Raw genomic sequence first — 19,542 nt, forward strand, 5'->3', positions numbered from 1 at the left:
TAATCATTTTAATTTTGCTGTAGAGTTCAACAAAATGGCGCACCCGAGAGGATTCGAACCTCTGACCGCTCGGTTCGTAGCCGAGTACTCTATCCAGCTGAGCTACGGGTGCCCTGAGTAAATGGCGGTGAGAGAGGGATTCGAACCCTCGATAGAGTTTCCCCTATACACCCTTAGCAGGGGTGCGCCTTCAGCCTCTCGGCCATCTCACCGCAATCGGTTTGTGGGCGGTATAATACGGATTGCCTCAGCATAAGTCAAACGATTTTTTGCAAATAATTATTTGTTTGAATGATTTATCTACAACAAGGAATAAATATCAACTAGCCTTTCAAAATCGCGCGTAGATTCGCAAGGTTTTTCTTTGTTTGGTTCTGTTTTTCTTCTGTTGTCATTACTGGTTTGTCTTTTTCCCATTGCACATCATCTGGCGGCAATTCATCTAAAAAGCGGCTTGGCATCGGTTTAAAAACTTCGCCAAATTGTCGCCGCTCTTTGCACAAGGAAAAGGTCAGCGTTTGTTGCGCGCGTGTAATCCCTACATAGGCTAAGCGTCGTTCTTCTTCCACATTGTCTTCATCAATGCTGGTTTGGTGTGGCAGGATATTTTCTTCCATTCCCACTAAAAACACGTGAGGAAATTCCAGCCCTTTTGAGGCGTGTAATGTCATCAATTGCACTTGATCACTTTCATCATCTTCTTCTCCACGCTCTAACATATCACGCAAGGTTAGGCGGGCGACCACTTGATTGAGCGTCATTGGCTCATTAAATTCATCGCCTTTGAGCATTTCTGCTACCCATTGGAATAAGGTCGCCACATTTTTACTTTGTACTTCAGCCATTCTTGGTGAAGTGGCCGTTTCGTAAAGATATTCTTCATAATGCAATTGGCTTAACATTCGGCGAATGGCATCTTCTGGTTCAGCGCGTAAAATGTCATCATTAAGCTCAACAATCCAACGCGCAAAATTTTGCAACGCATCATAAGCTTTTGGCGTAACGCGTTGAATTAATTCAAAATCAAAAATGGCTTCAAATAAACTGATATGTTTTTCTGATGCCAATGATCCCAATTTTTCAAGGGTTGCCGTACCAATTTCTCGCTTTGGCGTATTGATAATACGTAGCAATGCGGCATCATCATCTTGGTTCACCAAAACGCGCAAATATGCCATCATATCTTTAATTTCAGCCCTTGAGAAAAAAGACGTACCGCCAGAAATCTTGTAAGGAATACGATTTTGCATAAGTACCTTTTCAAATAAACGGGATTGATGATTTCCCCGATACAAAATGGCATAATCACGGTATTTGGTTTTACGCATAAAACGGTGTGTAATCAGCTCTCCCACCACCCGTTCTGCCTCATTTTCCTCATTTTTAGCCTCGATCACTTGTAATTTTTCCCCTTCACCCAAGGTAGAAAATAATTTTTTATCAAAAACGTGATCGTTGTTGGCAATCAAAATATTGGCACAATGCAAAATTCGCCCTGTAGAACGATAATTTTGCTCAAGTTTAATCACTTCTAACTGTGGGAAATCATTTTTTAGGCGAGCCATATTTTGCGGTTTTGCACCACGCCAAGAATAAATAGATTGATCGTCATCGCCTACTACGGTAAATCTCGCAGCCTCCCCCACCAACAATTTGATTAATTCATACTGGCTCGTATTGGTATCCTGATATTCATCTACTAGCAAATAGCGAATTTTTGCCTGCCATTTTGACCGCACTTCTGCATTTTCACGTAACAGCAAAGTAGGCTGCATAATTAAATCATCAAAATCTAAGGCATTATAAGCACGCAACTGAGTGGCATAGCGTTGATAGCATTGGGCGAATGTTTGTTCTTGGGGATCCCCTGCCATTGCAAAGGCTTGGGCTGGCAAAATAAGATCATTTTTCCAACGGGCAATACGCGTAATCAACGCTTTCAATAAATCTTTATCTTGTTGTAGAAGATCTTGGGTTAATTCCTTTAATAACGCCATTTGATCCGAATCATCAAATAAAGTGATCGAAGATTTTAGCCCTAAATGCTTATATTCTCGCTTTACAATCTCAAAACCAAGGGTATGGAAGGTAGAAATCGTCAAACCGCGACTTTGCGCTTTGCCAATAGAATGCGCCACCCGTTCTTTCATCTCTCGTGCCGCTTTATTAGTAAAGGTTACCGCCGCAATTTGCTTCGCGGAATAACCACAATTTGCGATTAAATACGCAATTTTATTGATGATAACTCGCGTTTTCCCCGAACCAGCGCCCGCTAAAACCAAGCAAGGTCCAGAGACATAATGAACGGCTTGTTGTTGTTGTACATTTAATTTCATTTGGCTTCTTCCGCCCACGCATAGGGCAATAATGCGGTGTCTAATAAAAAAGATAAAGGCAAATCTAAAATTGGCAGTCCCCATTTTTGAGCCATCTGCCAATCATATTTTGTACCCGCATAGCTTTCATAAGGTTTACTTGGATCAACCAACTTCACCACCGTGCCACAACCCGAAAGTAAACAAAGTGCGGTAGGAATTATTACTATTTTTTTCATACTAAATGAGACAAAAAATTTCGGACATTATAAAAAATAGAAAGTAAGAAATAAAACGGGAATTGCCAAGATAGCTACATAATGTGTGATTTCAAAACAACTAATATGTCAAACATTATCTTATAATCCATTGATTAACAAGCTCTTGTGTCGTTTCTTTATGCACCCACATACTTTCAAAATTTGGTGTAGGATATTTACTGTGGTTGTAGCCAACAAATTGGTGAAAATCAAATACGGCGTGAGGATAACCATTAATCAGTAAAAAGGCTTGATAACCATTTTCTGACCAACAAATCTGTAAATCTCGTGGCTCAGCTAAAGAATTTTTATCAATATCATTCACTGCATATACAAAAAGACTATCCACTACAGGCTGAGATCTCTGATGCAAATCAAGGGCATAAAAATAGCCTGTTTCACCATCATCTTCAAAAATAACCAGTAAATGTTCGTGCTGTGGTGAATGTGCGCCACAACGGTATTTTTCACCAATTTTTAGCTTTTCATCAAGAACAGAATAAAGCATTGTTTCTCCTATTTTTAGGTAATAAAAAGCCACCGGTAATTCGGTGGCTTAGGTAAATCAGGTAATAAATTACGCTTGACCTTTAACTGCTTTTAATCCTAAGAATGGCGCTTTTTCGCCTAATGCTTCTTCGATACGGATTAATTGGTTGTATTTTGCAATACGGTCTGAGCGGCTCATTGAACCCGTTTTGATTTGACCTGCTGCTGTACCTACTGCTAAATCAGCAATAGTTGCATCTTCAGTTTCGCCAGAACGGTGTGAAATAACCGCGGTGTAACCTGCATCTTTTGCCATTTTGATTGCAGCTAAAGTTTCAGTTAATGAACCAATTTGGTTGAATTTAATTAAGATTGAGTTTGCAATCCCTTTTTCAATCCCTTCTTTTAAGATTTTGGTGTTAGTTACGAATAAGTCATCACCCACTAATTGTACTTTATCGCCTAATACTTTAGTTTGGTATGCGAAACCGTCCCAATCTGATTCGTCTTGACCATCTTCGATAGACACGATTGGGTACTCTTTGCATAAACCTTCTAAGTAGTGAGTAAATTCTTGAGAAGTGAATGATTTACCTTCACCTTTCATTTCGTACATACCGTTTTCTTTGTTGTAGAATTCAGATGATGCACAGTCCATTGCCAATGTAACATCTTTACCTAATACATAACCGGCTTTCTCTACAGCTTCTTTGATACAAGCAAGCGCTGCTGCATTTGATTCTAGGTTAGGTGCAAAACCACCCTCATCACCCACTGCGGTGCTTAAACCTTTAGATTTTAATACTTTAGCAAGGTTATGGAATACTTCAGCACCGATACGTAGTGCTTCTTTTAAGGTTTTCGCACCCACTGGTTGGATCATAAACTCTTGAATATCCACGTTGTTATCTGCGTGTTCACCACCGTTGATAATGTTCATCATTGGTAATGGCATTGAGTAAACGCCCGGTGTGCCGTTTAGCTCTGCAATCCACGCATAAAGTGGTAAACCTTTAGATGCTGCCGCTGCTTTCGCGTTAGCAAGAGAAACCGCTAAAATTGCGTTTGCACCGAATTTAGATTTATTTTCCGTGCCGTCTAAGTCGATCATAATTTGGTCGATTTCTGCTTGGTTAGTGGCATCTTTACCCACTAAGGCTTGTGCGATTGGACCATTTACCGCTTCAACCGCTTTTAACACACCTTTACCTAAGAAACGAGATTTATCGCCATCGCGTAATTCTAATGCTTCACGAGAACCTGTTGATGCGCCAGATGGTGCAGCAGCCAGACCGACAAAACCACCTTCAAGGTGAACTTCTGCTTCAACAGTTGGGTTACCGCGCGAGTCAATGATTTCACGACCAATAATTTTAACGATTTTCGCCATTTTATTTTCCTCTTTTAAGTTCAAAATGAATTCTTGAAAAATCGGGCTTATAGTAAAGCGTTTTTCCGAATTTGTCTTGTTAAAAATACTGCTTATTTGATCAAAACACTATTTTTTAACTATTTTTCTGATGTTCTTTTGCTGCCTTGACAAAGCCCTCAAATAATGGATGACCATCACGTGGAGTTGAGGTAAATTCAGGGTGGAACTGACAAGCAACAAACCAAGGGTGATTTGGTACTTCAATAATTTCCACTAATTTTTTATCCGCAGATAACCCTGTTACTTTTAAACCGGCTTTTTCAATTTGTGGTAATAGGGTATTGTTTACCTCGTAACGATGACGATGACGCTCTTCAATGGTTTCTGCACCATATAGCTCACGCGCTCGGCTGCCTTCGGCAAGATGACATTGCTGTGCGCCTAAACGCATTGTGCCACCAAGATCAGACTTATCACTACGGGTTTCGATATTTCCTTCTGCATCTTGCCATTCTGTAATTAAGCCCACCACAGGCTGTTTACAATTTTTATCAAACTCAGTGGAATTTGCCTCGGTCAATCCTGCTTTATGACGCGCATATTCAATTAATGCCACTTGCATTCCTAAACAAATGCCTAAGTACGGAATGTTGTTTTCTCGGGCATATTGTGCGGTGCGAATTTTGCCTTCCACCCCACGATAGCCAAAGCCACCCGGCACTAAAATACCATCTAAGCCTTTTAGCACCTCTGTGCCTTTGCTTTCAACATCTTCTGAATCAATATACTTAATATTCACATTTAGACGGTTTTTTAATCCCCCGTGTTTTAATGCTTCATTCACGGATTTATAAGCATCAGGTAACTCAATATATTTCCCTACCATACCAATGGTTACTTCACCTGTTGGGTTAGCTTGTTGATAAAGCACTTGCTCCCATTCGCTTAAATCCGCTTCAGGGCAATCTAGGTGGAAACGCTGACAAATAAACTCATCTAGGCCTTGTGATTTCAATAAAGCTGGAATCTGATAAATAGAACTCACATCTTTTAACGAAATCACCGCACGTTCTGGCACATTACAGAACAAGGCAATTTTGGCACGTTCATTTGGTGGGATCATACGATCAGAACGGCAAATTAACACATCAGGCTGAATTCCAATTGAGAGCAATTCTTTAACTGAATGTTGCGTTGGCTTGGTTTTCACTTCGCCCGCTGTTGGAATATAAGGCACAAGGGTTAGATGCATAAAAATCGTACGTTCACGCCCCACTTGCACAGCAAGCTGACGTAATGCCTCTAAGAACGGTAATGATTCAATATCCCCCACTGTTCCGCCCACTTCCACGATAGCCACATCGTGCCCCGCTGCGCCATCGATCACGCGCGCTTTAATTTCATTGGTGATATGTGGAATAACTTGAATAGTCGCACCAAGATAGTCGCCTCGACGCTCTTTGCGTAAGACTTCAGAATAAATTTTACCCGTAGTGAAATTATTGCGTTTGGTCATTTTAGTGCGAATAAAACGCTCATAATGCCCGAGATCGAGATCCGTTTCTGCGCCGTCTTGGGTCACAAACACTTCACCGTGTTGGGTTGGACTCATTGTACCGGGATCCACATTAATATAAGGATCCAGTTTCATAATGGTTACATTCAAACCACGAGCTTCTAAAATTGCGGCCAATGATGCCGCTGCAATCCCTTTACCAAGGGAAGAAACCACGCCGCCCGTTACAAAAATATAGTTGGTAGCCATAAATAGAACCTAATTTGTTGAGATGAAAAAATTGAGAATCATTGTAATAAGACGGGATGTTAGTTTACAGCAAAGGGCAATCTAACTCAATCGCTAGGAAAGATTTTTTAATTTTTAAAGTGCGGTCTTTTTTCTCATTTTTTTATAAAATTCCGCAAAATCTCCCCGCACTTTCTTTTTTCGTCAATAAAAAAGCTACCCAGAGGTAGCTTTTGATTTTTTGATGATTAATTAATGCTGACCATTGTCTTCAATAGGTTTGATGCTTTCATCAAACTCTGGTAATGGTTTATGCTCACTTGCGATATAAGTATAAATGACAGGCAAGATGAACAAGGTAAAGAGCGTACCAATTGCCAATCCAGCCACGATCACAATACCAATACTAAAGCGAGACACTGCACCTGCGCCTGTCGCATATAGCAATGGAATTAACCCTGCAATCATCGCGGCGGTTGTCATCAGAATTGGGCGTAAACGCACGGTCGCGGCTGCCATAATAGCTTCTCGACGGTTTTTATGGTGATAAAGCTGCTCTTCTTTCGCCACTTCACACATTAAGATACCGTGTTTCGTAATTAAGCCTACAAGCGTAATCAAGCCCACTTGTGAGTAAATATTTAAGGTTGTTCCAGCAATGCCGAAGAAACCAAATAAATTTAAGGCAAATAACGCGCCACTCACAGCAAGTGGTACAGAAATCATAATCACTAATGGATCACGGATAGATTCAAATTGAATTGCTAACACAAGGAAGATAATAATCACCGCTAAGGCAAAAGTAACGCCTAATGAATTGCCTTCTTGTACAAGCTGACGTGCTTCACCTTTGAAGTCGTAGTTATAGCCTTGTGGTAAATCCTGATTTGCTGTGTCTTGTAACCACTTCACCGCATCACCAATACTGGTGGTTGGTGAAGGCACCGCACCAATAATCGCAGAATTTAACTGGCTAAAACGAGGCAATGAACTTGGTTGTGATTCAAGTGTGATCGTTAAGAAACTACTTAACGGTACAGATTCGCCATTGCTTGCTTTTACGAAGTAATTATCCATACTTTCTGGCGCAAGGCGATCTTTACGCTTAACTTGTGAAATCACTTTATACGCACGCCCATCAATATCTACACGGGTGATGGTTGCAGCAGAAAGATAGCTACCTAGTGTATTACTAATTTGCTGCATAGATACCCCATAGGTTCCCGCTTTTTCTTTATCAATGGTGATTTTCATCTGCGCGGTATCAAATTTCAACGCTAAAGAAGTGTACACAAACTGCCCAGAGTTTTTCATTTTATCTAAGAAAGCGCCGGCAACGTCTGCCAATTCTTTATAATCTTTCGCCGTGCTAATCACAAAGCTCACTGGTGGGCCTTGTTCACCGGTTTCAATTTCTGGGAAAGCGAAACCACTCACCGAAATTTCAGGGATAGCTTGGGCTTTTTGATTTAATTCAGCAAGCACTTCACTTTGTTTACGGCTACGATCCTTCCAATCCTTTAACGTGACTACGTTTAATGATTGATTAGATGCTGGCGCACCAGAAATGACCATTGAAAAATCGACTTCTTCGGTATTTTTCAAAATATCTTCATAGCCTTTCATTGCCCCTTGTACATAATCCACATTCACATTCGCAGGTGCTGTTCCTAACGCGAGAAATGCCCCTTTGTCTTCCGCTGGGGTTAATTCACTTGACAGTGCATTGAACAACATCGGTAAAGTGGCAAAAATAACAACAGCAAATGCCAGCACAAATTTACGGCTATTCATTACAATGCCAAGCAAATATTCATAAGTGCGGGTCAATTTTCCTAAGGTATTTTCAATGCGTTGCTCAAGTTTTGACGGTGCAGTATGTGGCTTAAGCAATTTACTACTCATCATTGGAGAAAGCGTTAAGGCCACGATTCCTGAAATAAACACCGCCCCCGCTAAAGTAAGGGCAAATTCTTTAAACAGTGAGCCAGTAATCCCATTCATTAATGCCATTGGGGAATACACCGCGATCAATGCAATGGTCATTGAAATAACAGGCGTTGCAATTTCTCTTGTCCCGATAATTGCTGCGCGGAATGGCGTTTCACCGAGTTTAATATGGCGATCCACGTTTTCTAGCACCACAATCGCATCGTCCACCACAAGCCCAATTGCCAGTATTAATGCCAGCAATGTCATTAAATTAATTGAGAAATCAAACGCTTGCAACATCATAATCACCCCAATTAGAGAAATTGGAATGGTAATGACAGGAATTAAAATCGCTCGGAATGAACCAATAAATAAGGTAATCACCACCAATACGATAATGGTTGCCTCTAAAATGGTTTTCACCACTTCATCAATGGAGCTGTTAATTGCAATTGTGCGGTCATAAAGAATGTCAGTTTCAATACTGTCAGGCAAATTGCGTTTAATGCTTTCATAAAGCGGACGAATATTTTCCGCCACGGTTAATGGGTTTGCCGTTGAGGCAGGATCAATGGCTAATACCACAGAATCTGAGCCATTCGCTACCGCTCGGCTATCATCGCTTTCTTTATTTAATTCAACATCAGCAATATCACGCAAACGCACGAGATTATCACCTTTTGAATACACGATCAGATTTTGCAACTGCTCTACGGTCTTGGTGGTGGTTTCCACTTTATTTTTATACACCGTAAAATAGCCATTATCATTACCTGCCGCCGTTTGAACGTTATTAGCAGATAAAGCCGCCATCACTTCTGGCGCGGAAAGGTTTTGCGCTGCCATTTTTTGTGGATCTAACCAAATACGCATTGCATATTGTGATGCACCGAAAATGGTGACTTTTGCCACCCCTTCCACGGTAAAAAATTGTGGTTTCACCACACGCTCAATATAGTCGGTAACTTGGCTGGCATCTAATTTGTTGGAACGGAAACTGATGTACATAATCCCTGATCCCCCTGTTGAAGAAGTAATCGTAGGATCATCAATCCCAGTCGGCAATGCAGAACGCACGGAATTCACCTTCGCCAACACATCAGCTAGCGCCGCGTTGGGATCGGTGTTGAGTTTCATTTTTACCGTAATAGAAGAGGTATTTGGACGACTTTCTGAAGACATATAATCAATATTATCAGCCTGTGCAATCGCTTCCTCTAGTTTTGAGGTAATAAAGGCTTGGATCAGATTGGCATCCGCCCCCGGATAAACCGTGGTAACGCTGATTACCGTGGTTGTCATTTTAGGATATTCACGCACCGTCAATTTTGAAATGGCTTGCAAACCTAAAATAACAATCAGCAAGCTAATCGAAACTGCTAAAATGGGGCGACGAATAAAAATATCTGTAAATTTCATTCACACACTTCCTAAATTAAAGATTAGTTTTCTTCACAGGCTCGCTGGTGCCTACGCCCGCTTTGTCTGTAACAAACACTAAACTGCCGTTACCAATACGTTGCTGACCGCCCGTGATGATTAAATCACCCACTTTCACATCATCGCCTTTTAATTGCGCATAAATGCCTTGACGATCTTTGGTAAACACCGTGATTTGTTTCGCACGATATACCTTATCAATGTCATCTTTGTGTGGGAATTTATCGTTATCTAATAACGTCTGTTTATCTTCATCAGAAAGTGCGGTTAAAACGTAGGCAATTTCGCCGTACATATTGTAGCTCACTGCCACTTGTGGCACGACAACTTGGTTGCGCTCCGTTGGTAAGGCAATGCGTAAACGCGTGAACATTCCTGATAATAATTTTTGTCCCTGTGGCTGATCAAACGTCGCTTGCACATCAATTAACCCCGTAGAACCATTAATTGCAGGTTCAATGGCGGTGATTTTCGCCCCAAAGGTTTCGCCCAAAAGTGCGTCGGCTGTTGCCGTTACCTTTTGATCTAAATGTAATTTTTCAAGGGAATTTTGTGCAACTGCAAAATCCACTTTCATTTGGCTACGATCTTCAACACGAACAATTTCACTGCCCATTGTGACATATTGCCCGACATTCACTTTCACAATCCCTGCCACACCATCAAAAGGTGCGACAATTTGACGGCGTTCGATGGTTGCTTTTAACGCGGCAATATTCGCCACTAAGGCATCATAACTGGCTTTGGCATTATCCAATTCCTGTTGCGAAACACTTTTGGTTTTATAAAGATTAAGATAACGTTGATAAGTTTGTTTCACCGAAGAAAGCTGTGCTTGCGAAGCCGATAAATTTGCCTGTTCTACCGAGCTATCTAATTGCACTAACACATCACCTTTTTTCACCGCTTGCCCTGATTGCACTAACACCTTCGCCACTGTACCTGCGGTTTGCGCACTTAGCATTGCCCCTTGGTTTGGACGAACCAAACCGGTGGTTTCAATAACAGGTGTCCATTCTTTTGCCTCAACACGCATTGCCGTTACAGGATTAGCAGGTTCAGGCATTGACGATAAATATTTGCCAATCGCCATTCCTTTAAAAATATTGGCGGCGATCATTCCAATAAAAATGAATGCCACCACGATAAGGATCAACTTCACCCAAAAAACGTGCGAACGCTTTTGTGTTTTAGGCTGAACGGGTTGAGTATTAAGACTCATAAAAAAACTCCATAATAACTATAACTAAACTATTTTTGCATTGAGCGCCAAGTTCTTATAATAACTTCCTCTAAAATATCATTTTCAACTTCAGTTTTTATAAAAGCGTGATCGTATGCTAAGTTAATCGCACTTTCTAAACCTAATGAAAATAATATTTTCGGCGGTAAATCACATAATACTCCGGCTTGATTTGCTTTTTGGCAAAACGCATACCATAGGGTTTGTTTTTCCTGTTCCATACAAATTTGATAGAAATCAGGTAAGGATTGATATTGGCTCATATTCACCACAATCATTGGATTGTCCTGTAAATAATGCCAAATGTTCCACCACATTTGACGATATTGTTCAAAGTGCGGTTGGTTTTCATCGTAATTTTTTTCTAATTCCTTAGAAAAAAGAGTAAACACTCTACGAGCAAAGGCTTTTAACAATTCTTCTTTACTTTTAAAGTAGATATAAATTGTTCCCGCAGAAATATTGGCTGCTTTGGCGATTTTGTGCATCGACAGATTATGCAATCCACCTTCTGCCATAAGCCTTTCTGTCGCTAAAAAGATTTGCTCGGTCATCTCATTTTCAGATTGACGCATTAAAATAACCTTAAAAAAATTAATAAAAGGAAGTTACACACAGTAACAGAATGGACTGAATGAACGTTCGTTCATTTTAATGATTTTTTATTTTTTCGCAATAAATAAATCAAAATACAAGCGAAAAAAAAGCCACCTTTAAAAAGGTGGCTGATGTGATTTCGTTCGATTTTACATTCCAATTAACACACAAGTGGTGATTGACTTCGCCTTTTCAAGTGTCTTTTGTGTGGTTGTGCGATCTCCCACAGGTCCAATCACGACACGATTCCAATCCGCACTGCTATTTACGCGTGCATTAAATCCTGCTAAAACCAATTTCGCTTGAATATTTTCTGCTTGCTGACGATTTTTAAATGCGCCACATTGCAAGCCGTATTTTCTCTCTCCATCGGTATTTTTCGCTACGGCGGTTTCCACTTTCTTCGGTGTTTCCGCTTTTTTTGGTGTTTCCACTTTTTTGCTGTCTTCTTTCGCTTTCACAACAGAGGTTGTTTCTACCACTGTAGGCTTGCTTTCACTAACTTCTACTTTTACAGGCGCAGGCTTTCTTGCCGCTTCTTTTGCAGCAAGTTCTTCTGCTTTTTTACGTTCTTCTGCTTGTTTTAAACGTGCTGCCTCAGCGGCTTTTTGCTCTTTTTCCATTTCGATTAGCACTTTTTTCTGCTCTTCCGTTAAACGCATATTTTTTTCCAACGATTTTGGATTATCGTCCACTGGCACAGTGCGGGTTTCCAAGGCTTTAATATAGCTCCACACTTCTTCAGGCGGTGTAGGCAACACACTTTTTGGTGTGTTTTTCTCTGGCATTATCAGCACAGGGGCAATGTCATTAGATTTTTCTTTTAACAAGAATAATCCCGCTACAAAAATGCCGATCACTAATGCGGCAATCCCTAAAATCAGTGGTTTATTAACCTTTTTTGCTTTTTTCTTTGGTTTGCCTGTACGGCGAGCATAATCACGTTGAGCCACAATAAAACCCTATATTTAAAAGTGCGGTGGAAATTTACGCTAAATTTGCTTTCGGAAATCGCGTATTATTCGCGATGGAAGATTGCGATTAAATTGTATAATGAATAAAAATCAAGATCATTATTCAATAAAACAGATGAGAAAATAAATTTCCCCTCATTTCATCCGACAAAATTGTTCCAATTCTACTGAAAAATAGGGGCAATGGCTAGCGAGTTTTAACTTAAATCTAACGGATCCACATCTAACACCCAACGGACTTGATGGGCTTTTTGCGGAATATCCTGTTTAAACTGGCTTAATACTTGCTGTAATTTTGCTTTTGACGAATGTTGTAATAATAACTGCCAACGGTAAGCCCCCGCTTTTTTGCTAAATGGCGCAGGTAAAGGACCATAAATTTGTAAACCTGCCACATTTTGCTGTTGTAATTGTTGCGCAATTTGCTGTAAAAACTGTTCAGCTTCTTCACTATGACGGCTTTGCGCACGAAATAAGGCTTGTGAATGATAAGGCGGTAATCCCATTTGCTGGCGTAATTGCAAGGCGTGTTGGGCAAATTCGCCATACCCCTCTTTTAATAAGGTGCGTAATAAAGGGTGATCTGGATAATGGGTTTGCAATACCACTTCCCCACGTTTGTCGCCACGTCCAGCTCGTCCTGCGACTTGAATATAAAGCTGAGCAAGTCGCTCTTCAGCACGAAAATCTACAGAAAATAACGCATTATCCACATTCAGCAATCCAACTAAGGTGACATTAGGAAAATGATGTCCTTTAGCAAGCATTTGTGTACCAATTAAAATCTGGCTTTTGCCTTGTTGAATATCTTGCAAATGCTGTTCTAACTTACCTTTGCGCGCGGTGCTATCACGATCAATACGCGTTACCACATAATCGGGGAAGCGTTGTGTTAAGGTTTCTTCAAGCTGTTCGGTGCCAAGCCCAGTGGTCATTAAGTGGGTTGAGCCACAATGCCCACATTGCATAGGAATGGGCTTTTGCGAGCAGCAATGATGGCAACGTAATACACGCTGATGTTGATGATAAGTATAAGGTTTTTCACAATGTTGGCATTCTGCAATCCAACCACATTCGTGGCAAAATAACACAGGGGCAAAGCCACGACGGTTTAAAAACAGCAAGACTTGGTTGCCTTGTTGTAAATGTTCCTGCATTTTATTGGCAAGGGCATCTGACAATCCATTTTGTATACGCTGATGTTTTAAATCAATCACGAATTGTTGAAGTGCGGTGCTATTTCCTGCCCTTTTTTGCAAAATAATGTGTTGGTATTTGCCTAATTTCACGTTATTCAGGCTTTCTAAACTTGGCGTTGCTGACCCCAATAAAATAGGAATCTCTAATTGTTTTGCATACACCACCGCCAAATCCCGTGCGTGATAACGCCAACCATCTTGCTGTTTAAAAGAACTGTCGTGTTCTTCATCTATCACAATCAAACCAAGATCCGCAAATTGCGTGAATAATGCCGATCTTGTGCCAATGATTATCGCACTTTGTCCTGATTTTGCACGCTGCCACGCCTGTAAGCGTTGGTTATCATTCAAATTTGAATGTAATACATCAATCGCGACATTAAAACGTGCTTTAAAACGTTGTACCGTTTGTGGCGTTAGCCCAATTTCAGGCACAAGGACTAGCACTTGTCGCCCTTTTTTCAAGGTTTCTTCAATGCTTTGTAAATAAATTTCTGTTTTACCCGAACCTGTTACGCCATCAATCAACCAAACGGCAAAACCTTGATGAAATACAATTTGCCCTAATGCTAAGGCTTGTTCTTTGTTTAAACGATGCTTATTCTCTTCATTAACAATGGGCTGATCAAGATCATACCAAGGACGGCTCACTTTCTGTTGTTCGTATTCCTCTATATAACCTTTTTCTTTTAAATGCTGCCAAATTGTAGTAGAAAAGGGCGTTTGCCCTTTTTCCAGTGGCTGTTGAGCTAATAACTGTAAGGCTTCTTGCTGTTTCTTCGCGCGTTTAAGTGAATGCTCACGTAAGGCTTGCTCACCCTGTTCAGTAATGCGGAAAAAAACGGGCGAATTTTCCACCGCACTTTCCCCTTGCCGCAATTTCACCGGCAGCGCTTGGAATAAGGCTTCACCCAATGGCGCTTGATAATAATTTGCCGCCCAGTGGATCAATTGCCACACAGGTTCATTAAACAGAGTTTGCTCATCAAGTACGGTCAAGATTGCTTTAAGCTGTTGAGGGGCAACCTCACTTTGGCTCGGAAAATCTACCACGATCCCCACGCGTTTCTGTGTTCCAAATGGCACAATCACACGCCCCCCCACAGCAGGAGAGAAGCCCTCTGGCAGAAGATAATCAAAAAATTGGAATAATGGCACGGCTAGCGCCACACGGACAAGTTTCATTATGCGAGCCTTAACAAACAAAAATTGCGCTTATTATAGCGGAATAATCTCGCCCCTTGAATATTCCTTTTTTTTCGGTATAATCTGCGGGCTTAAATGAAAGATCTTGCTTATGGCGATGTGCTATAAGTGTAATATTAACCACACTCGGTGCTAAATTCAGTTTTAGAGAGCGGAGTGGCTTCAAATTGAGGTTTTCTATGAAACAAGGTATTCACCCAGAATATAAAGAAATTACGGCAACTTGTTCTTGCGGTAATGTGATCAAAACTCGTTCAACTTTAGGTAAAGATTTGAACTTGGACGTGTGCAGCAACTGCCACCCATTCTACACAGGTAAACAACGCGTTGTTGATACTGGTGGTCGTGTTGAACGCTTCAACAAACGTTTCAGCATTCCAAGCACGAAATAAGATTAAGTGTATGAAAAACCCTACTGATGTAGGGTTTTTTATTCTCTAAAATTAATCTTTTCTAAGGGAAACCATTAACTGATCAATTTTAAAATTCTCTGTATCAATAATTTCAAATTTATAGTTATCATAGAGAACAAAGTCAGTTTTTTTCGGGATTTTACGTAACATATACATCATAAATCCACCGATAGTTTCATAATTTTCTGCATCGGGGAAATTTTCTATTTCTAAGGCGCGCATCACATCTTCTAAAGGTGTTGCACCGTCAATCAGCCACGAGCTTTCATCACGGCGAACAATTTGCTCTTCTTCACTCGAAACTAATTCGCCCATTACAATACTCATTACATCATTGAGCGTTACAATTCCTACCACCAACGCGTATTCATTCACAATCACGGCAAAATCTTCACCAGCAGATTTAAACAATTCCAGCACTTCAAACAAGGATAAGGTATCAGGAATAAATAGTGGTTTACGCAAAACACGCTGATCCGTAAGGGAAACCTGTTGTTCTTGTAAATACAGTGTGAGTAAGCTATGTGATTCAATATAACCTAAAATTTTATCCAATCCATTATCGCAAATGAGCAATTTAGAATGCGGATTAGATTTAATCGTTGCCACCACCTTTTCACGATCAAAAGTGCGGTCTAAAAAAACAATATTTTCACGCGTGGTCATTGTGGAGGTTACCGTACGCTCTTGCATATCAAAAATATTTTCGATCAAATAATGTTCTTGCGCTTTTAGCACACCCGCTTCTGCACCAGCGTCCACCAACGCCACAATATCTTCAGGGGTAAGGTTGTCTTCTCGCACGGTGGAAATACGGAATAAGCGAAACACAGCATTAGCAATGGCATCAAACAACCATACAATAGGCTTAAATAAGAAGATACAAAACAGCATAATGCGTACGGTACGTAATGCCACAGTTTCTGGATTAGTCATTGCAAGACGCTTCGGAATAAGATCCGCCAACAAAATAAAAGCAATGGTAACAATCGCAAAAGACAGCCAAGAGGCGGCACTTTGCAACCATTCTGCCTGACTATATTGGGCAAGCCATTTTTCAAGCACTGGGCTAATGGCACTTTCACCAATTACCCCACCTAAAATCGCCACCATATTCAAGCCAATTTGCACCACAGTAATAAATCTCCCCGGGTGGGCTTGCAGTTGTAACACTAATCTTGCCCGTTCATCGCCTTCATTTTCAAGGCTTTGTAGTTTTAATTTTCTTGCTCCCGCTAATGAAATTTCTGCAGAAGAAATCACCGCACTTACGCCAATTAAGGCGGTTAAACTTAATATTGCTTCAAATAATCCCATTTTTATTATCCTTATAAGAAAAATGGTGCATCGCAAGATACACCACTTTCACCTGATTTTGACGCTTATTTTTCGCTATCAAACCAACCACGCACAAATTGGATTGAGAAGAACAGTGTAATCAACAAGAAGAAATAAAATACATAAGACAGAATTGGGTAAGACGCCCCTTCATCTAAGGTAACTTCTTTGATTGAGGTGGCATTACGGAATTCATCAAATAGCACTAAACGCCAGCCATAATATTTCACTTGCACCAATTTATGCTCCACAGCAAAGCTTTGTGCTTTGGCTTGTAAATCGGCAGAGCCAAATTTGAAATAGAAAGGAAAACTCCAGCGTGTATCTTCATTGCGATACACCATCACCTTATCTTCATTCGGTTTTTGCGTATAAATATAATACACATCACGGGTCGGACCATCTGCTGGATTCGATTTGGTAATTGGACCATCTTTATCCACCCGTTTTACTTCTACACCTGTTACTCGGGTTACATCATAATGAGGGGTAACATAGTTTACAAGGGCAAATAAAAAACCGTGAAATAAAAAGATGATCAAAATGAAAAAATATTTAAAAAAGCGTCGCATTGTTTCTTCCTCCAGCTAAGGTAATGTTTTATTGTACCTGAATTTTGAACAAACGCTCAAAATTTTGTGTGGTTATTTGGGCAAATTCCTCACTTGAAAGCCCTTTCAAGGTAGCAACATAATCACACACTTCACGAGTATAAGCAGGCTGATTTTGTTTTCCACGATAAGGCACAGGCGCAAGGTAAGGGCTATCGGTTTCCACCAATAAACGATCTAACGGCACTTGACGTACAACTTCACGTAGTTCTTCCGCATTTTTAAAGGTAATAATGCCCGAAATGGAAATATAAAATCCCAGATCAAGGGCTTGTTTTGCCATTTGCCAATTTTCGGTAAAACAATGCAAAACACCACCGCACTTTTCAGCCTGATGTTCTTTCAACAAGGCAATGGTATCTTCTCTTGCCGAGCGGGTATGCACAATAATTGGCTTGTTTAACGCATTCGCTACGCCAATTTGCTCAGCAAACACAGCTTGCTGCTGAGCTTTATTTTCCACACTGTAATAATAATCCAAGCCCATTTCACCAATAGCGATCACCTTATCATCTTGCGCAAGCTGATGTAAACGTGCTGCATCAAAAGGTTCATCATCTAAATCTAAAGGGTGAACACCACAGGCTAAGGAAATTTCAGAAAACGGTTTTAAGGTTTCATACATTTGCTCAAAACGTTTTAAGGTTACGCCCACCGCAAGTAAATGTTGCACACCACGTTGTTTGGCTTTTTGCACCACATCAGCAACATTTTGATGTAAGTTTTCATAATCTAATGCGTCTAAATGACAATGACTATCTACAATAAACATTTTACTTTCCTAATGCATTTGTTGAGGTTCAAAGACCTCGGTAATTAAGCGTGTTAAGCCATCAAGCAAAATAATTTCTTGATTCACGCCGTTAATTTGTAATAAATCCGACCGCACTTGCTGCATAATTTTGCTGGCTTTAAGTAGCCCTTGCGTACTCTGTTTTTGGTTAAAACGTTGAATAGCTTGCAAAAAATCCGTCTGAACCCATTGAGCTGGCACATTCAATTTCATTTTTAACGCATCACGCAAAAATCCACTCAACCAATCGAGTTGTTGGAATAAAATCTCTTTTTCAAAGTGCGGTAATAATTCCAGTGGCGAACGGCGCGTATAAAACAGCCAAAATTGACGTAACAATAACGTGCGTTTTTGTAATAATCCTTGTTGCAACATAGCCAAGGCAGAAAGTGGACGACCGTGCGAAACATCAAGTGCGGTGCGAATTTCTTCCATTTTTCCCACATTTTGCTCCGCCAGCCAAGCTAGGGCTTGTGCTTGTGTCGGGTTGGCGATTAACCAAGGCTGACTACGGCTGTAAATGGTCGCCAACAAGCTCGCCGAAAGATCGGCTTGAAGCAGGAAATAGGTCTGTTGCGTCGGTTCTTCCAAGGTTTTCAGCAACGCATTCACGGCAGATTCTGTCAGGCGATCCACCTGTTTAATCATCACAATTTTATTGCCTCCCTGTTGTGAACGCTGCGCCACTTTTTCATTCACTTCACGTACTTGATCAATACCAATATCCTTATTTTCAATCGGTTCAAGCAGATAAAAATCAGGGTGATTGCCTGCATTAAAAAGCTGGCAATGATGGCACGCACCGCAAGGTTGATGACCCTTTGGCGATTGACAGACTAACCACGCTGCCACGCCACGCAACAACGCATCACTGCCAATGCCTTGTTCCGTTTTAAATAACAAGGCGTGATGCCCATACCCTTGTTCAAAGGCGTGGATAATTTTGTCGTAATAGGGTTGCAACCAAGGATAACGTAACATAAATTTTATTGATGATTTTTAATGAAATTTTGCACCGCACTTTGAATATCGGCACGCACTTGTTCAATGCTTTGTTCAGCATTAATCATCACCGCATTGGGATCTTGTTTAACCAAGGCTAAGTAACGATCTCTGGTACGTTGGAAAAAGGCAATTTCTTGCTGCTCAATACGATCTAACTCACCACGCCCTCTCGCTCGCGCTAAACCAATTTCAGGATCAAGATCTAAATATAAGGTGAGATCAGGGGAAAAATTGCCTAACACCGTTTGCTTTAAGGTTTGCAACAGATTTGCATCAATTTGACGCCCCCCCCCTTGATAAGCTTGGGAAGATAAATCGTGGCGATCGCCCACCACCCACTTACCTTCGGCAAGGGCAGGCTTAATCACATTTTCCACCAACTGAATGCGCGCGGCATAAAGCATTAACAATTCTGCTTTATCCGTTACGGGTTCTTCTGTTTCGTATTTAATCAAATGACGCAATTTTTCCGCCAAAGGCGTACCACCGGGTTCACGAGTAAACACCACATCACTTACCCCCTCACGGGCTAGCACTTCCACAATGGCATCACGGGCAGTCGTTTTGCCCGCCCCTTCTAAGCCTTCAATCACAATAAATTTACCAGTCAT

Annotated in this window: 16 protein-coding genes and 2 tRNA genes; 1 reads left to right on the forward strand and 17 read right to left on the reverse strand. The window is 40.9% G+C overall.

From position 1 onward, the window contains the following. Positions 1-35: 35 nt before the first annotated feature. The 12 genes from L5B90_RS10490 to priA all read right to left on the reverse strand — a co-directional run bounded on the left by L5B90_RS10490 (position 36) and on the right by priA (position 14,750). Positions 36-112, reverse strand: a tRNA-Arg gene (locus tag L5B90_RS10490). A 10-nt stretch (positions 113-122) separates the two neighbouring features. Continuing rightward, positions 123-212, reverse strand: a tRNA-Ser gene (locus L5B90_RS10495). 111 nt (positions 213-323) lie between these two features. Further along, on the reverse strand, positions 324-2,336 hold the full coding sequence (rep, locus tag L5B90_RS10500; protein WP_326938219.1) for a DNA helicase Rep: 2,013 nt from the start codon (positions 2,334-2,336) through the stop codon (positions 324-326). Beyond that, positions 2,333-2,554, reverse strand: a complete 222-nt coding sequence (locus tag L5B90_RS10505; RefSeq protein WP_250351486.1) for a YceK/YidQ family lipoprotein — start codon at positions 2,552-2,554, stop codon at positions 2,333-2,335. The genes rep and L5B90_RS10505 overlap by 4 nt, the downstream gene beginning before the upstream one ends. Before the next feature lie 115 nt (positions 2,555-2,669). After that, positions 2,670-3,083: a DUF2251 domain-containing protein gene (locus L5B90_RS10510; protein ID WP_250351485.1), complete on the reverse strand. Its 414-nt coding sequence runs from the start codon at positions 3,081-3,083 to the stop codon at positions 2,670-2,672. 69 nt (positions 3,084-3,152) lie between these two features. Then, the gene (eno, locus tag L5B90_RS10515; RefSeq protein ID WP_250363686.1) at positions 3,153-4,454 is read right to left on the reverse strand and encodes a phosphopyruvate hydratase; all 1,302 of its coding nucleotides are present in this window, start codon (positions 4,452-4,454) and stop codon (positions 3,153-3,155) included. 115 nt (positions 4,455-4,569) lie between these two features. Next, positions 4,570-6,201, reverse strand: coding sequence for a glutamine hydrolyzing CTP synthase (pyrG, locus tag L5B90_RS10520; protein ID WP_265762914.1), 1,632 nt, complete (start codon positions 6,199-6,201; stop codon positions 4,570-4,572). A gap of 231 nt (positions 6,202-6,432) precedes the next feature. Beyond that, on the reverse strand, positions 6,433-9,531 hold the full coding sequence (gene acrB / locus L5B90_RS10525; RefSeq protein ID WP_265762915.1) for a multidrug efflux RND transporter permease subunit AcrB: 3,099 nt from the start codon (positions 9,529-9,531) through the stop codon (positions 6,433-6,435). Between the two features lie 16 nt (positions 9,532-9,547). Continuing rightward, entirely contained in the window at positions 9,548-10,774 is a 1,227-nt protein-coding gene (gene acrA / locus L5B90_RS10530; protein ID WP_265762916.1) for a multidrug efflux RND transporter periplasmic adaptor subunit AcrA, read from the reverse strand. A 29-nt stretch (positions 10,775-10,803) separates the two neighbouring features. Further along, positions 10,804-11,370: a TetR/AcrR family transcriptional regulator gene (locus L5B90_RS10535; RefSeq protein WP_250363689.1), complete on the reverse strand. Its 567-nt coding sequence runs from the start codon at positions 11,368-11,370 to the stop codon at positions 10,804-10,806. A 171-nt stretch (positions 11,371-11,541) separates the two neighbouring features. After that, entirely contained in the window at positions 11,542-12,345 is an 804-nt protein-coding gene (gene ftsN / locus L5B90_RS10540; protein ID WP_265762917.1) for a cell division protein FtsN, read from the reverse strand. Positions 12,346-12,563: 218 nt separating this feature from the next. Then, positions 12,564-14,750 carry a primosomal protein N' gene (gene priA, locus L5B90_RS10545; RefSeq protein WP_265762918.1) on the reverse strand — a complete coding sequence of 729 codons (2,187 nt, stop codon included), beginning with the start codon at positions 14,748-14,750 and terminating at the stop codon, positions 12,564-12,566. Positions 14,751-14,950: 200 nt separating this feature from the next. On the opposite strand from priA, the gene rpmE reads away from it, so the two are divergent. Continuing rightward, positions 14,951-15,163 (forward strand): 50S ribosomal protein L31, encoded by a 213-nt coding sequence (rpmE, locus tag L5B90_RS10550; RefSeq protein WP_103854262.1) that lies wholly within the window; start codon positions 14,951-14,953, stop codon positions 15,161-15,163. A gap of 51 nt (positions 15,164-15,214) precedes the next feature. Here rpmE and L5B90_RS10555 read toward each other — a convergent pair whose 3' ends face one another. From L5B90_RS10555 to tmk, 5 genes are all read right to left on the reverse strand, one after another. Next, positions 15,215-16,501, reverse strand: a complete 1,287-nt coding sequence (locus L5B90_RS10555) for a hemolysin family protein (protein ID WP_250363692.1) — start codon at positions 16,499-16,501, stop codon at positions 15,215-15,217. 65 nt (positions 16,502-16,566) lie between these two features. Then, positions 16,567-17,094, reverse strand: a complete 528-nt coding sequence (locus tag L5B90_RS10560; protein ID WP_250351476.1) for a DUF1523 family protein — start codon at positions 17,092-17,094, stop codon at positions 16,567-16,569. 28 nt (positions 17,095-17,122) lie between these two features. Beyond that, entirely contained in the window at positions 17,123-17,905 is a 783-nt protein-coding gene (locus L5B90_RS10565) for a TatD family hydrolase (RefSeq protein ID WP_250363693.1), read from the reverse strand. A 9-nt stretch (positions 17,906-17,914) separates the two neighbouring features. Then, positions 17,915-18,907 carry a DNA polymerase III subunit delta' gene (locus L5B90_RS10570; RefSeq protein WP_250363694.1) on the reverse strand — a complete coding sequence of 331 codons (993 nt, stop codon included), beginning with the start codon at positions 18,905-18,907 and terminating at the stop codon, positions 17,915-17,917. 5 nt (positions 18,908-18,912) lie between these two features. After that, positions 18,913-19,542 carry a dTMP kinase gene (gene tmk / locus L5B90_RS10575; protein WP_250363695.1) on the reverse strand — a complete coding sequence of 210 codons (630 nt, stop codon included), beginning with the start codon at positions 19,540-19,542 and terminating at the stop codon, positions 18,913-18,915.

This window comes from Avibacterium sp. 20-129 (assembly GCF_026226845.1).
Lineage (GTDB): Bacteria > Pseudomonadota > Gammaproteobacteria > Enterobacterales > Pasteurellaceae > Avibacterium.

Coding starts and splice junctions, on each gene's coding strand:
- L5B90_RS10555 (WP_250363692.1), bottom strand. CDS start 16,501: ATGGGATTATTTGAAGCAATATTAAGTTTAACCGCCTTAATTGGCGTA.
- rpmE (WP_103854262.1), top strand. CDS start 14,951: ATGAAACAAGGTATTCACCCAGAATATAAAGAAATTACGGCAACTTGT.
- tmk (WP_250363695.1), bottom strand. CDS start 19,542: ATGACTGGTAAATTTATTGTGATTGAAGGCTTAGAAGGGGCGGGCAAA.
- rep (WP_326938219.1), bottom strand. CDS start 2,336: ATGAAATTAAATGTACAACAACAACAAGCCGTTCATTATGTCTCTGGA.
- L5B90_RS10560 (WP_250351476.1), bottom strand. CDS start 17,094: ATGCGACGCTTTTTTAAATATTTTTTCATTTTGATCATCTTTTTATTT.
- acrA (WP_265762916.1), bottom strand. CDS start 10,774: ATGAGTCTTAATACTCAACCCGTTCAGCCTAAAACACAAAAGCGTTCG.
- L5B90_RS10565 (WP_250363693.1), bottom strand. CDS start 17,905: ATGTTTATTGTAGATAGTCATTGTCATTTAGACGCATTAGATTATGAA.
- acrB (WP_265762915.1), bottom strand. CDS start 9,531: ATGAAATTTACAGATATTTTTATTCGTCGCCCCATTTTAGCAGTTTCG.
- pyrG (WP_265762914.1), bottom strand. CDS start 6,201: ATGGCTACCAACTATATTTTTGTAACGGGCGGCGTGGTTTCTTCCCTT.
- priA (WP_265762918.1), bottom strand. CDS start 14,750: ATGAAACTTGTCCGTGTGGCGCTAGCCGTGCCATTATTCCAATTTTTT.
- L5B90_RS10535 (WP_250363689.1), bottom strand. CDS start 11,370: ATGCGTCAATCTGAAAATGAGATGACCGAGCAAATCTTTTTAGCGACA.
- eno (WP_250363686.1), bottom strand. CDS start 4,454: ATGGCGAAAATCGTTAAAATTATTGGTCGTGAAATCATTGACTCGCGC.
- L5B90_RS10510 (WP_250351485.1), bottom strand. CDS start 3,083: ATGCTTTATTCTGTTCTTGATGAAAAGCTAAAAATTGGTGAAAAATAC.
- L5B90_RS10505 (WP_250351486.1), bottom strand. CDS start 2,554: ATGAAAAAAATAGTAATAATTCCTACCGCACTTTGTTTACTTTCGGGT.
- L5B90_RS10570 (WP_250363694.1), bottom strand. CDS start 18,907: ATGTTACGTTATCCTTGGTTGCAACCCTATTACGACAAAATTATCCAC.